Source organism: Acinetobacter sp. YH12052 (assembly GCF_013419835.1).
Lineage (GTDB): Bacteria > Pseudomonadota > Gammaproteobacteria > Pseudomonadales > Moraxellaceae > Acinetobacter > Acinetobacter amyesii.
Genome location: NZ_VOZI01000028.1, coordinates 14,714 through 29,046 on the forward strand (window position 1 = coordinate 14,714; position 14,333 = coordinate 29,046).

A 14,333-nucleotide genomic window follows, 5' to 3' on the forward strand; every position below is an offset into this window, starting at 1 on the left:
TTTTCCTTTGATTTAGGAGGCGCAGTGCTCATCATCTATCGCACAATTCATGTTGAAGAATATTCGTTTTAAAGTGAGATGATATACTTGAGTTGAGTTGTCGTAGAGGTTGATTGTGGCTTTCCTTTAGCTAAATTGTCAGTTTTTATTTTTCAATAAGCATAGGCTTAGTATTTTGAATTTTAGCTCTTTTTATGAACTAGGGTTTAAAGTTTGAGGCAATAAAAAAGAGAGCCATAGGGCTCTCTTTTTGTGCTGAATAATCGGTTAGATTATTGAGCTTCAGAAGCAGCAGCAGTAGCTTCAGATGCAGCAGCAGTAGCTTCAGAAGCAGCAGCAGTAGCTTCAGATGCAGCAGCAGAAGCTTCAACAGCAGCAGCGTCAGACGCAGCAACTACTTCAGAAGCAGCAGCTTCAGATGCAGCAGCAGGAGCAGCTTCTTCAGTTTTTTTAGCACAACCAACGAAAGCTAAAGTAGTAGCAACTGCAGCAGCAATAGCGATTTTTTTGAATAACATGGCATCACTCTCTAAAATATGAGATTAAAAAATAACCTGCGTTAGTCTGTTGTGTGCTTTTATTATGCCTAATTTGAATAGGTATTAAAAATGCATAGAGCAGTCTAACTGGTCTGCGTGTATGCTATCACTGAGTATTTTGAAATGCTACTAGTGACTTTGAAAAAACCGTTAAAAATAGGTGAAAAACGGCCATTTTTTAACAGAAAATAACAATTAAGAGAAAGTTTTATATTGGCGAAATAGCAAATAAACTACTAAAAAGAATAGGGTTTTTTAACATATATTTTTTATAATCATCAACTTGAAAATAAGTTTACATGGAGATCTATCAAATGTTTCTTTGTGTAACTAAAGTCAACCAAATAAAAAGGCCATCGTTATAGATGGCCTTTTCAGTCAAACATTCAACTTAGTTGGATGCTTTACGTTTCATTTGATCGAAGAAATCATCATTGGTTTTGGTTTCTTTCATGCGATCAAGCAAGAATTCCATCGCTGCAAGTTCGTCTTGTGTATGAAGCAATTTACGTAAAATCCAAACTTTACGTAGGTTATCTTCAGACATCAAACGCTCTTCACGACGTGTACCTGATTTTTTGATGTTCATCGCAGGGAACACGCGTTTTTCAGCAATACGACGGTCTAGGGTAATTTCTTGGTTACCTGTACCTTTGAATTCTTCGTAGATCACTTCATCCATCTTACTACCAGTTTCAATCAACGCAGTTGAGATAATTGTCAGTGAACCACCTTCTTCGATATTACGTGCTGCACCGAAGAAACGTTTTGGACGTTCTAAAGCATGGGCATCCACACCACCAGTAAGAACTTTACCAGATGACGGAATCACGGTGTTGTAAGCACGGGCTAAACGAGTAATTGAGTCAAGCAAAATCACTACATCTTTTTTGTGTTCTACAAGACGTTTCGCTTTTTCAATCACCATCTCTGCAACTTGTACGTGACGAGCTGGTGATTCATCGAATGTTGAAGCAACCACTTCACCACGAACAGTACGTTCCATTTCTGTTACTTCTTCAGGACGTTCGTCAATCAGAAGGACAATCAAGAAACATTCAGGATTGTTACGAACAATCGACTGAGCGATGTTTTGTAACAACATGGTTTTACCCGCTTTTGGCGGTGCAACGATAATTGAACGTTGACCTTTACCAATCGGAGCAACCAAGTCAACGACACGCGCAGTTAAGTCTTCTGTTGTACCATTACCTAATTCCATTACCAATTGTTCGGTTGGAAATAAAGGTGTTAAGTTTTCGAAAAGAATCTTATTACGTGAGTTTTCGGGTGTGTCGTAGTTAATTTGATTAACTTTTAATAATGCAAAGTAACGTTCGCCTTCTTTAGGTGGACGAATCGTACCTGTAATAGTGTCACCAGTACGAAGGTTGAAGCGACGGATTTGTGATGGGCTCACATAGATATCGTCAGGGCCGGCTAGGTAAGAACCCGCTGCAGAGCGTAAGAAACCAAAGCCGTCCGACAGAATTTCTAGAACGCCATCACCAAAAATCTCTTCGCCGTTCATTGCGTGGCGCTTTAAGATGGCAAAAATAATATCTTGCTTACGGTTACGAGCCATTCCTTCGAGGCCCATAAACTCGGCAATCTTGATGAGTTCGCCAATCGGTTTTTTCTTGAGTTCGGTTAAGTTCATAGGTGGTCAGATAGAATCTAAAATTCTGAGGTACAGGTTGGAAAAGGGAGCAACAAATGTGCCGCGATCATGCAAGAAACGATAGCAATTGGTTTGCACAAAACAATTCAGAGATCTGATTCGTTATATGAAGAGAGATGTGAAAAACAATTCTGTTGCCGAGCGGCATTTTATGTGTTGTGTTGTAAGAAAATGACAGGATTTGAGATCCTTAATTTCTTGAGTAAACAATATAAGAGAGAACACAGCATTTGTCAATTTATCAACCAAAAAAATACGCTGTGTAAAACAGCGTATTTTCGAGTGTTTTTATCGAAAAAATATTAGATGTTTTCTTCGATGAAAGCTGTCAATTTAGATTTTGGTGCGGCACCGACTTGGGTTGCTACAACTTCGCCGTTTTTAAACATTAATAATGCAGGAATGTTACGGATGTTGTAGTTTACAGCTGTTTGTTCGCAAGAAGTTACGTCTACTTTAACGATTTTAACTTTGCCTTCAAACTCAGTTGAAAGTACTTCAAGTACAGGTGCAATGGCTTTACAAGGAGCACACCAACCTGCCCAGAAATCTACAAGTACAGGAGTATCAGACTCTAGTACGTCAGCTTGGAAGTTTGCATCAGTTGTATTTACGATATTGCCAGACATGGATTTTGCTCCGGATTTAATTTTTAAGTTGACTCTATGCTTATAAGTATTACATAGCCAACTATAACAATGTAGGGGGTTATGTAAATTTTCGACCTGAATGGTCAGTTTGTCTAATGGATGATCACGATGCCGATGATCGTGTATGACTATCATTGCTTCAGATAAAAAAACGATAAGTTCCGTTCGAACTGCTCATAAATGGCTTTTAAATTGCATGTATGTGAATTAATCTAAGTACAATTCTGAACAGGTTTTTTTGAATAATGTCTGATTTTTTGATTGATGAAGAATTACTTGCTGCTATCGATATGGGATCGAACAGCTTCCACTTGGCTATCGCACGTGTAGACCATGGCGAAGTGAAAAAAGTTGCATCAATGTCAGAAAAAGTACAGCTTGCCGCAGGTCTAGACGAAAATAAAAATTTGACTGAAGCCGCACAGCAACGAGGTTTAGCCTGCCTAGCACGATTTGTAGGGCGTTTAAATCCTGTCCAAGCCAACCGTTTACGTATTGTGGCGACCAATGCCTTGCGCCAAGCAAAAAATGGTCATGAATTTATTCAAAAAGCCGCTGAAATTTTACCGAAACCCATTGAAATCATTGCTGGTCGTGAAGAAGCCCGTCTCATTTATTTGGGAGTTTCACATACCATGGCAAACAGTGGTCGTCGTCTAGTGATTGATATTGGTGGGGGTTCTACAGAGCTGATTATTGGTGAAGAGTTTGAACCGATTCATACTGAATCCGTGCAAATGGGCTGTGTCGCTTTTACCAAAGCGTTTTTTGCTGATGGTGAAATTAACCTGAAAAGTTTTGATAAAGCGGTAAATGCTGCTCGCAAGGAAATTGCAGGTATTGCTAACACTTATAAAGCTGCGGGCTGGGATACTGTTGTCGGTTCAAGCGGTACGATCAAAGCGTGTCGTCAGATTTGTGTCAATATGGGCTGGAGTAACGATCAGGAAGAACTGACACGTGACGGTCTATTTAAACTCAAAGATAAATTGCTTAAATATAAGCATGTCAATGAAATGGAATTTGATGGTCTAAAAGAAGACCGTCGAGCAGTTTTGCCAGCCGGTATTGCCATTTTATATGCCATCTTTGATGTGCTGAATATCGATAAATTGGTCTATTCGGATGGTGCATTACGTGAAGGCGTGATGTATGACCTCTTGGGTCGTTTCCAACATGAAGATGTTCGAGATCGTTCTGTACATGCGTTGATGGGTCGCTACAACGCAGATGTGAAACAAGCTGAGCGTGTAGTCAATACCGCGCAACAACTGTTTAATGGTGTGGCGACCGCACTGAATTTGACCAGTGATGACAGTGATTTACTGCGTCGTGCAGCGTATTTGCATGAAATTGGTTTAGCGATTAGTCATAGTGGTTACCATCGTCATGGTGCCTATTTGTTGCAACATTCGGATATTCCGGGTTTCTCGCAAATTGATCAAAACCATTTGTCACATTTAGTGGCGCATCATCGTCGTAAGTTGCGCAGTGATGCACGTGTCGATGTGATAAAAGTCGGTGGTAACAAACTTGTTTACTTATGTCTATTGCTTCGTTTAGCAGTTTTATTAAATCATAGTCGCAGCGATGAGATGCTTCCTGCCATTGAATTAAGCGTGGACAATGCGCAACAATGGCAACTTAGTGTTTCTGGTGATGCCAAACAGTGGCCTTTGTTGGTTGCAGACTTGCATGATGAGCAAGTGCAATTTAAGCATTGGGATATTGAACTGAATATCCAGTCGGAACAATTTATCAATTAACAGACCAGTTAAGTTAGGGATAATGATCGACCTATGAAAAATAAAGCAGCTCAATCTAAAGCCTGGACTACGGTTCAGATCGCACGTCATCCTGAACGTCCGCAGTTTTTGGATTATGTTGGCGAAATTTTTACAGAGTTCGATGCTTTGCACGGTGACCGCCTATTTGGTGATGACGGCGCGATGATTGGTGGTTTGGCTCGTTTAGATGGTCAGCCTGTGATGATCGTAGGTCAGCACCGTGGTCGTAGTACACGTGAAAAATTACAGCATAATTTTGGTATGAGTAACCCAGAAGGTTACCGTAAAGCACAGCGTTTATTGGATATGGCGGAGCGTTTTAATCTGCCTGTCTTTACTTTTATTGATACCATGGGTGCCTACCCTGGCGTAGGTGCAGAAGAACGTGGTCAGGCTGAAGCGATTGCAACCAGTTTGGCTCAGCTTTCTTCACTTAAAGTGCCTGTAGTGGCAACGGTATTGGGTGAAGGTGGTTCGGGTGGTGCGCTCGGTATTGGCGTGGCTGACCGTGTGATTATGCTATCTCACAGTATTTATTCAGTGATTTCACCTGAAGGCTGTGCATCTATTTTGTGGAAAACTGCAGAGAAAGCAGAACAAGCAAGTGAAGCATTGGCATTGACGGCAGATAAATTGCAGAAGATGGGCATTGTGGAATACGTGGTGGACGAAGCGGAAGGCGCACATTTAAACCCTGAAAAAGTCATGCAGGATTTGAAAGTGGTCTTGAAGCAAGCTCTAGAAGAACTGCAACCAATGGATGCAAACGAACGATGCGAAGCGCGTTATCAGCGTTTAATGAAGTTTGGCAGCGACAATTTAGGGCTGACTGCTTAAGTCAAATTCAGGCGCTGCCTGAACAAAGCCGATTTTTAATAGGATGTAGTGGTGGCATGGATTCCATGTTGCTGCTGCATCTTATGCCGTTTTTGTGCCCTGAAAAAATACGGGTAATTTATATTGATCACCAACTACAAGAGAGTAGTCACGCTTGGGGGGAGTTTGTACGTGCTCAGTGTGCAGCGCTGAATCTTCCATTCATCATACAAAAAGTTCAGGTTGCGCAAGGTAACCTTGAAAATCAAGCACGCTCGGCCCGCTATCAAGCCTTTGCCCAACATTTACAAGCAGATGAAATATTGGTACTCGCGCATCATCAGCAAGATCAAGCCGAGACACTGATGTTGCGGCTACTTTCAGGTGCGGGTGTCCATGGCCTTGCTGCCATGAAAAAATTCGATGTACGTGAAGATTTTGCTTTATGGCGTCCGCTATTGGATCTTTCACGTGAGCAAATTTGCCAATGGGCAGCACAACTGCATGTGCAAAATATTCAAGATCTCACTAATTTTGATACCGACTATGACCGCGCGTGGAGTCGTGAAATTCTATGGCCTGTACTCAGTGGTCGATTTCCTAAAATGCAGCAAGCTCTGAGTCGAACCAGTTATTTGATGCAAGATGCTGATGAAATTTTACTTGAGGTGTTGCAACAAGATTTAGCGGCTTGTGGTTCATCGCAAGTGTTATCTTTGGCGGCTTTACAACAGCTCAGTCTGGCACGTCAGCGTCAGTTGTTATCGCACTGGATGAAAGGTGAGGGGCAATATCGTCCAAGTTTTGAAATGGTACAGCGTTTAGTTTCAGAAGTGATTGGCTCACGCGAAGACTCGCAAGCGGCATTACACTGGAATGGATTTTACTATCTGCGCTTTCAACAGCAACTTCATCGGATTGCCAAAGCGGAATATCTGCCAACTGAACCCATTCAAGAGGTTGAGATTGTAACTTGTGTTGCAGGTCAGTGCCACAAGTTGCCTGCAGGACATTTTGTGATTCAACCCTCAGAGGTTGGCTTATCACCTGAATTATTGGGGCAGCAACTGCAGATTCGCCCACGTCTTGGCGGCGAAAAAATTCATTTGTATGGTCGTGTCGGAAGTTGGCCGTTGAAAAAAGCCATTCAGCAGGCGCAAATTTTTCCATGGCAGCGTCATACTATTCAAATATTAAGCCGAGATAATGTTATGCTAGGCGTCTTTACGCCTCAGGGCTTTTGGTTGGCACAGTCTGAATTTTGTACTCAAGCTGGCTGGCAACCGACATTATCTCTTAACGCTAAATCTGCAATATCGGATCTTCAATCATGAGCGCAATTCTAAATTGTAATATCAGTTTCATTGGTGGCGGCAACATGGCACAGGCTTTAATTGGTGGCCTGATTGCACGTGGTGTCCCGACTACACGTATTACAGTTTCAGATCCCGTAGAAAAAGTACGTGAGCTTTTGGCTGAAAAAGATTTGCATGTGACGGATGATAATGTTGTAGCAATTCGAGATGCGGATATTGTTCTTTTTGCCGTTAAACCTCAGGTGTTGGCAAAAGTTTTGGCACCATTACAAGGGTTGCTAGAAGGGAAGTTGGTGATTTCAATTGTTGCAGGTGCAGAAATTGCAACGATTTCAAAACTATTAGGCACAGAGCGTATTGTTCGTGTCATGCCAAATACGCCGGCTTTAGTTCAAACCGGTGCGCATGGTTTATATGCAGGTGAAGCGGTTTCAGCTGAAGATCGTGATCTTGCAAGTCAAGTTTTGGCTTCAACGGGTTTAACACTTTGGGTAAACTCAGAAGCGCAGATTGATGCGGTAACAGCTGTGTCTGGCTCAGGCCCTGCATACTTTTTCTATATGATGGAAAGTATGATTCGTGCAGGTAAAAACATGGGCTTGGATGAAAAAGTGGCTACAGCACTAACCTTGCAAACTGCATTAGGTGCCGCACAAATGGCAATTACCAGTGCCAATAGTCCTGCGGAGTTACGTAAAAATGTAACCTCTCCAAACGGTACAACACAAGCCGCGATTGAAGTGTTTGATCGTGCTCAAATTTCACAAAATATTCAGGCTGCTTTAGCCGCAGCGCAAAAGCGTAGCCAAGAGTTGGCACAAGAGTTAAGCGAAAGCACCAAATAATTCGATTTGATTTAGGAAAGTTCAAGTATGGGCTCTGCTCAAATTTTTGGAATCATTATTAACGTTGCAATTTTGCTCGTATTTTTCCGTTTTTTAATGCAGCTTGCTGCCGTGAGTCCATATAACCCTGTGGTTTTGGCAACAGCAAAAGCAACAAAAATTATCGATATCTTTAGCCGAATTTTCCCAACTTTGGCCAAAGGTCGAGTGAATACTGCAGCTTTGGTGTTGGTGGTGATTCTGTATTTGTTAAAAATGTTTGGTTTGATGTATTTGTCTGGAGTGGCGGTGAATAGTCCATTCCATTTGATCATTATGACCTTTGTGACCATGATTCAGGATTTAATCCGTTTCTGTCGTTACTTAATTTTTGCATCGATTATTTTGAGTTGGGTGGTGATGTTTAGTCAGTCACGTTCGCCTTATATTGAAGTGGTTCAAGAGCTGGCGGAACCGCTACTTGCACCATTCCGCCGTATTCTTCCAAATATGGGGATGATTGACTTGTCACCAATTTTTGCGATTTTGGCATTGTTGGTTGCGGAAACCATTATGAAGCAAGTCGCAATTGCATTATTGACTGGTCTTTAATCTGAGCTAAGACAAGTTAAATTAAAAAGGATGCCGAGGCGTCCTTTTTTGTGGATTTAATATGTGGTGTAAAACAAGATATTTCTACTAACTAAGAAACATCTCACCTCCATCCCAACCTTCCTCCTATAAGGAGAAAGGTGTGAATGAACGTGAATGAATTAGTGTGCTTCGTCCCAGTTATTGCCTTGACCGACTTCCACAATCAGTGGAACGGAAATTTTCAACACAGATTGCATCACTTCAGTCAGTTGGGCAGACAGTTCATCGGCAATTGCAGCATCAACTTCAAACACCAATTCATCGTGTACTTGCAGTAACATTTTGGCTTGATCTTTCGGTAAGATTTTATCGACGGCGATCATGGCCAATTTAATAATATCCGCTGCAGAACCTTGTAGTGGTGCATTGATCGCTGCACGTTCAGCGCCTTGTTTCACCATTTTGTTGCTCGCCATAATGTCTGGTGTATACAGACGACGACCTAAAATGGTTTCCACAAAACCTTGTTCACGTGCAACTTGGCGAGTACGTTCCATATATTCCAAAACACCAGGGTAGCGTTGGAAGTATTTACCAATATAGTTACGCGACTCTTCTCGAGTGAAACCCAACTGACGGGTCAAACCAAATTCAGACATACCATAGAGCAGGCCGAAGTTCACCGCTTTGGCTTGACGACGTTGGTTGCTGGTCACTTCATCGAGTGGAATGCCCAAAACTTCTGCCGCAGTACGTTTATGTACGTCTTGTCCATGATTAAAAGCATCGACCAATGCATGATCTTGCGAGAAATGCGCCATTAAACGTAATTCGATTTGCGAGTAATCGGCTGCCAGTAAAATGCGACCTTCAGGTGCAATAAAGGCTTTACGGATTTGACGTCCAATATCTTCACGGACAGGAATGTTCTGTAAGTTTGGATCGGTAGATGACAGACGACCTGTAGCCGTTAAAGCTTGGTGGTAACTGGTATGCACACGATGTGTGTCATTATTCACTTGTTTTAACAGACCATCGGTATAAGTGCTTTTCAGTTTAGAGAGACCACGATATTCCAAAATTAAGTCGGTAATCGGATGGTCGATTTTTTCTAAGACACTTTCACTGGTACTGTACTGACCTGTAGAGGTCTTCTTACCGCCTTTTAAACCTAATTTATCAAACAGAATCTCACCAACTTGTTTTGGTGAGCTGACATTGAAGCTTTGACCCGCAAGATCGGTAATTTCTGTTTCTAAATTTTGAATGGTATTGGCAAATTCCACACCGAGTTGGTCGAGGAAGTTCATATCTAGCTCAATGCCGTTTTCTTCCATAGAGGTTAGAACACGGGCAACCGGCATTTCAATATTGTGCAAAATATTGATCAGTTCCGGATGGGCTTGTAACTTTTTATCGAGTACTTCATACAGACGATAGGTCACATGGGCATCTTCTGCGGCATAATGGGCTGCAGTTTCAAGCTCAATTTGGTTAAAGGTCTTTTGTTTTGCACCTTTGCCCGCCACTTGTTCGAACGTCGTTGTGAGATGACTTAAATACAAACGCGCGACGTCATCCATTCCATGACGAGTTGCCACAGAGTTGAGGACATAAGAGGCTAACATGGTATCGAAATACCAACCTGCCAAATGAATACCATGATTTTCTAAGACATGTGCATCATATTTGAGATGATGACCAATTTTTTGTACGTCATTATCTTCAAGTAAAGGTTTGAGTTGATTCAGAATTGTGTCGCGATCAAGTTGTTGCGGCGCACCTTCATAATCATGCGCAAGCGGCACGTAATAGGCATCATGTGCATCTAAAGCCACCGAGAAACCTACAATCTGCGCCACGCGGTAGTCAAGGCTAGTGGTTTCGGTATCAAAGGCAAAACGCTTTTCAGTACTTAGACGCTTGAATAACACATCCCAATCTTCTTGGGTCAATACTGTGTGATAACGTGCTTCACCGAGTAAATCATCAACACTGGTTTTGTCCGCTTGATCTTCCACTTCGGGTGCATTGGCTACAGTCGCCGTGGTGTTGATGGCTTTGGCTGCTTGTTTGTAGGTTGCACCATTTGGGTTGTTCGGATGATCTAATGACTGCAGTTGGTTACGGAATTCTAGTTCAGTATATAAATCACGAAGAGCTGGAATATTTGGATCAGCAAGTTTCAAATCTTCGTATTTAAGGCCCATGTCGAGGTCGCAAACAATGCTCGCCAGTTGGTGGTCAAGAGTAATCCCTTCGACATTGTCCTTAATGTTTTGACCGACTTTACCTTTAATACTGTCAACATTTTCTAAAATGCCGCCAATCGAACCGTACTCGGTTAAAAGTTTTGCTGCTGTTTTTGCGCCAACACCGGGCACACCACGAATGCCGTCAGAGGCGTCGCCCATCAGCGTGAGGTAGTCAATGATTTGATTCGGCCACACCCCAAATTTTTCAAAAACGCCTTGAACGTCCATCGGTTTGTCTTTGAAGCTGTCTTCTAAAGTGACACGCTCAGTAACGAGCTGCGCCATGTCTTTGTCACCAGTGGAGATCAAAACTTGATGACCGGCTGCTTCAGCGCGTTTGGCTAAAGTTCCGATAATGTCATCGGCTTCAGCACCTGGCAACATATGCAGCGGAATCCCTAGAGCACGAATTAATGCATGAAGATATGGAATTTGTTGTGATAATTCTTCAGGCATGCTTGGACGGTCACCTTTATAAATCGGGGACAATTCATGACGGAAGGTTGGTTCAGGTGTATCGAAAATAACGGCCATGTGCGTCGGTTGGATACGACGCATTAATTTTTGGATGGCAGAAATGGCACCTCGGATTGCATTGGTATGCAAACCGGTTGAAGTGGTTAATGGTGGCAGTGCATGGTAGGCACGAAATAAAAAGTATGAGCCATCGACCAAGACAAATGGTGGCATTGATAATTTCCTAATCCTAAAAACGGTTTTATTGTACGTGATTTTTTGCCCGTACGCTGAGTCTAGATTGTATATGTAACTTACCGAATCACTGATGAATAGTTTTAATCCATCGGTCAGGCTCATGTATCATCAAAACATTCAGGAAAATGACGAAGCAGGTATGCTGAAACAGAATAATGAAATCAAGATGATTTGGTTGATGACGCTGATCATGGTAGGGATCGGGGCATGGTATTTAGATGTCCGTATCCTGAGTTATATCAGTGGTATCGGTTTTATGCTCAGTGTGATGAATTATGTCGATGATTTACAGCATGGCGCTGATGCACTGAGCTCATCAAAACAATCATTTCAAGTGGCATCAAAGGTTTCGTTATATATTGCATCGTTATTAACGGTCGTTGGAGTGTTAACAGAACTGGGATACTTGGTTGCGATTGGGATTAGCCTGTGGGTCTATTTTTTTCTGCGTTGGCTGAAGCGATTGGAACATCAGCTGCATTTATTGCAAGGACGTGCGCTCCAGTCGCAATCGATTCATGCAGCTACTTCAATATCAGCGTCGACAATAGACCGTCCTGAAAATTTTGATTCGGACGATACACCATCTGTACATCCCGAGACGGCAATTGGTAAAGCTAGACATCAGACACCATTCAATTCAACACCTTCTAATACACTATCCAAGATTGCGCCAAATCTATCTAATCAAATTCAGCAATGGCTTTTTCAAGGTAATCCCGTGTTGAAAGTGGCGGTACTGGTCTTGGTGATTGGCGTGGTGTTATTACTTAGATTTGCCACAGAGCATTGGCAACTAAGCTTGGCCATGAAATTGCTGATTGTGAGTTTGAGCAGTGCTGGTGTTGTCGGACTGGGATATTGGCTGCAAACCAAAAATCGCAGTTTTGCCTTGGCTCTAGAAGGTCTAGGTCTTGCAGCGCTGTTTTTGACTTTATTTTTTGCCTATTACAATGCTGTGATTCCGGGCTTTGGCATAGCTTGTCTACTATATGCTGCACTTATGGTATTGACGATTTGGCTCAGTCTGAAACAACAGTCGGTAGAACTGGCAATCATGGCAATGCTGATCGCCTATCTTGCTCCATTTACCTTGCCTGTTCGTGATGCAACTGCAACGGAATTTATTGCTTATTATCTTGTAATTAATCTGGCTGTTGCGTTCATGAGTACTTTAAGACCGTGGAAATATCTAAATCAAATTGCTTTTTTGATGACGGTGATTATGGGTGGTGGATATGCTTTTTACCACGGATACACCACCGAACGTCAGATGATGAGCGTGTTGGCTTTAGCCCACGCTGCGATTTTTATTTGGCTCGGTTTTCGTTTTAGTCAGTTATTGGCGAAACAGGATCTTGCGCATTTTCAACTCAAACCTGCCTTGGATATTGCACTGATATTTGCTGCACCAGTGCTTGCTTATCTGGCATTGTATTTGATGTATTTTGAGGAAACGGTATGGCAGGCGGGGTATAGCCTGTTATTCGCAGCGCTTTTTGCCGCACTGTATAGCATCAGTAAACGTAGTGCTGTGATCCCACTGATTGCACAAAGTTATTTGAGTTTGACCTTAATATTCTTGGCATTGATTCCACCGATAGTATTGAAAGAGCAGTGGAGTGTGGTTGGTTGGGCAGTTGAAGGTGCGTTGATATTTATATATGCCCTATACAAGCAGTCCAATATCAGCCGTTATTTAGGCATGGCGCTCTTGGTGATGGCGGGTTGTTCAAGTCTGTATTATTTGGTTCAACTGCCACATTTCCCTGCACAGATGTATTGGGGCGTGTGTTTGAGCTATTTGGCGGCCATTATCGTGACGCATGCTGTTCCTGCATTTCATAAACAGCTTTCAAGTTCGAGTATTGCCTTTCAATGTGTGCAAATGCTCTCAGCAACCACCATGTTCATCATGTTGCTCTTAGATTGGCTGCAGACTAGCCATCAATTGGCCTTGAGTCTATTGATCGTCAGTGTGGCTTATCTGGTGGTGAATGAAGGCTTGTTAAAGCGAAACGCTTCGTGGAGTTGGTCCATCATTAAGTGGACGGGTCTAGTGCCTGTTTATGTGATGGGGCTGTACCAAGTCATTTCAGTGAGTGAGAACGGTCAGTTAATTTGGCATTCAACGATGGAGCAGATTTATTTTGCATTCGCTGGGCTGAGCTTGACGCTGCTTTGGCTACGACCATTACTCGGTGTGCGTGAAGAAAAAGAATGGGTCAGTCTCGGAATTTTGAGTAGCTTGGCGTGGACCAGTCTGACGCTGATACCCAGTATGCCGTATATCAGTGTGGTAATTTTGCCGCTGATATTTTGTGCATGGTGTTATTGGCAAGCGCAGCAACCGGTCTGGAAAATGTTTTGGCAAGCGCGTAGCAGCTTGTTTTTGGCTTTAAGTTGGATTATCAGTTCGCAATTATTTAGTCAGCAGGCCTTTGTGGGATATATCTTGCCGATACTGAATCCTTTTGATGCAGTGAGTTTGCTGTTGTTAGCGGCTTTTTTATGGATGTTGAATCAACAGTTAAAAGCTGGTTTAGATCGTAGCTTGGCTGCCGTGTTGAGTGTCCTTGGGCTACTTTGGTTAAGTAGCTATGTCGTGCTTCGTGCCTTACATAGGTATCTGGATACGCCTTATAACAGTTTAGACATTTGGAGCGATGCGACCGTTCAACTGAGTTTTACTGTGCTGTGGGTGTTATTGGCTTTGGTGAGTATGCGCTTTGCCACTCAGCGCCAATTACGTTCAGTTTGGCTGCTCGGCGGCAGTATTTTGGTCTTGGTCACTTTGAAATTGGTCTTGCTGGATTTATCTCATGTCGGCACACTCATGCGAGTGATTTCATTTATGGCGGCAGGTTTTGCCATGCTTTTGATTGCCTATATTGCACCCATGCCGAATGACAAGGTTGAACCATGATGAAATTCTTAAAGGTACGAGATCACTAAGCTGTACAGGTCGATGGCTATAAAAGTACATGATAAAAAAACCCTGCACATTTGAAGATATGCAGGGCTTTTAACATTAGGGTGTGTTGACATTTACAGCCGATAAATTGAGCTAAAGAGGCAACCATATAAATATACAAGCTAAAGCAACAGCGCTTTGATAGTTACGTTTTAGCTTATCGTATCTTGTGGCAATTCCTCT

The 14,333-nt window shown here is 42.5% G+C and carries 10 protein-coding genes and 1 pseudogene; 6 read left to right on the forward strand and 5 right to left on the reverse strand.

What is annotated here, in order from left to right; all coding sequences use genetic code 11:
• Nucleotides 1–272 precede the first annotated feature (272 nt).
• From FTU06_RS15590 to trxA, 3 genes are all read right to left on the reverse strand, one after another.
• Nucleotides 273–518, reverse strand: a complete 246-nt coding sequence (locus FTU06_RS15590; RefSeq protein WP_078192631.1) for a hypothetical protein — start codon at nucleotides 516–518, stop codon at nucleotides 273–275.
• A 412-nt stretch (nucleotides 519–930) separates the two neighbouring features.
• Nucleotides 931–2,199 carry a transcription termination factor Rho gene (rho, locus tag FTU06_RS15595; RefSeq protein WP_067731074.1) on the reverse strand — a complete coding sequence of 423 codons (1,269 nt, stop codon included), beginning with the start codon at nucleotides 2,197–2,199 and terminating at the stop codon, nucleotides 931–933.
• 323 nt (nucleotides 2,200–2,522) lie between these two features.
• Entirely contained in the window at nucleotides 2,523–2,849 is a 327-nt protein-coding gene (gene trxA, locus FTU06_RS15600) for a thioredoxin (RefSeq protein WP_078189572.1), read from the reverse strand.
• Between the two features lie 266 nt (nucleotides 2,850–3,115).
• Between trxA and ppx the strand changes: the two genes are divergently transcribed.
• From ppx to FTU06_RS15625, 5 genes are read left to right on the forward strand one after another with little or no spacing between them, the layout of a single operon-like run.
• Nucleotides 3,116–4,636 carry an exopolyphosphatase gene (gene ppx, locus FTU06_RS15605; RefSeq protein WP_180147501.1) on the forward strand — a complete coding sequence of 507 codons (1,521 nt, stop codon included), beginning with the start codon at nucleotides 3,116–3,118 and terminating at the stop codon, nucleotides 4,634–4,636.
• 33 nt (nucleotides 4,637–4,669) lie between these two features.
• Nucleotides 4,670–5,494, forward strand: a complete 825-nt coding sequence (locus FTU06_RS15610; protein WP_078189570.1) for an acetyl-CoA carboxylase carboxyltransferase subunit alpha — start codon at nucleotides 4,670–4,672, stop codon at nucleotides 5,492–5,494.
• Nucleotides 5,431–6,807, forward strand: coding sequence for a tRNA lysidine(34) synthetase TilS (gene tilS, locus FTU06_RS15615; RefSeq protein WP_180147503.1), 1,377 nt, complete (start codon nucleotides 5,431–5,433; stop codon nucleotides 6,805–6,807). Before FTU06_RS15610 ends, tilS begins: the two co-directional genes overlap by 64 nt.
• Nucleotides 6,804–7,634 carry a pyrroline-5-carboxylate reductase gene (gene proC / locus FTU06_RS15620; RefSeq protein WP_078189568.1) on the forward strand — a complete coding sequence of 277 codons (831 nt, stop codon included), beginning with the start codon at nucleotides 6,804–6,806 and terminating at the stop codon, nucleotides 7,632–7,634. Before tilS ends, proC begins: the two co-directional genes overlap by 4 nt.
• Nucleotides 7,635–7,661: 27 nt before the next feature.
• Nucleotides 7,662–8,225 (forward strand): YggT family protein, encoded by a 564-nt coding sequence (locus FTU06_RS15625; RefSeq protein ID WP_180135725.1) that lies wholly within the window; start codon nucleotides 7,662–7,664, stop codon nucleotides 8,223–8,225.
• Nucleotides 8,226–8,386: 161 nt separating this feature from the next.
• Here the strand turns inward: FTU06_RS15625 and polA are convergent, their stop codons facing one another.
• Entirely contained in the window at nucleotides 8,387–11,152 is a 2,766-nt protein-coding gene (polA, locus tag FTU06_RS15630; protein ID WP_180062973.1) for a DNA polymerase I, read from the reverse strand.
• Nucleotides 11,153–11,342: 190 nt separating this feature from the next.
• Here polA and FTU06_RS15635 point away from each other — a divergent pair, with 190 nt between their 5' ends.
• Nucleotides 11,343–14,102 carry a DUF2339 domain-containing protein gene (locus tag FTU06_RS15635; protein WP_373684712.1) on the forward strand — a complete coding sequence of 920 codons (2,760 nt, stop codon included), beginning with the start codon at nucleotides 11,343–11,345 and terminating at the stop codon, nucleotides 14,100–14,102.
• A 141-nt stretch (nucleotides 14,103–14,243) separates the two neighbouring features.
• On the opposite strand, the pseudogene FTU06_RS15640 reads toward FTU06_RS15635, so the two are convergent.
• A pseudogene (locus FTU06_RS15640) lies at nucleotides 14,244–14,333 on the reverse strand (IS5/IS1182 family transposase); the annotation flags it as partial.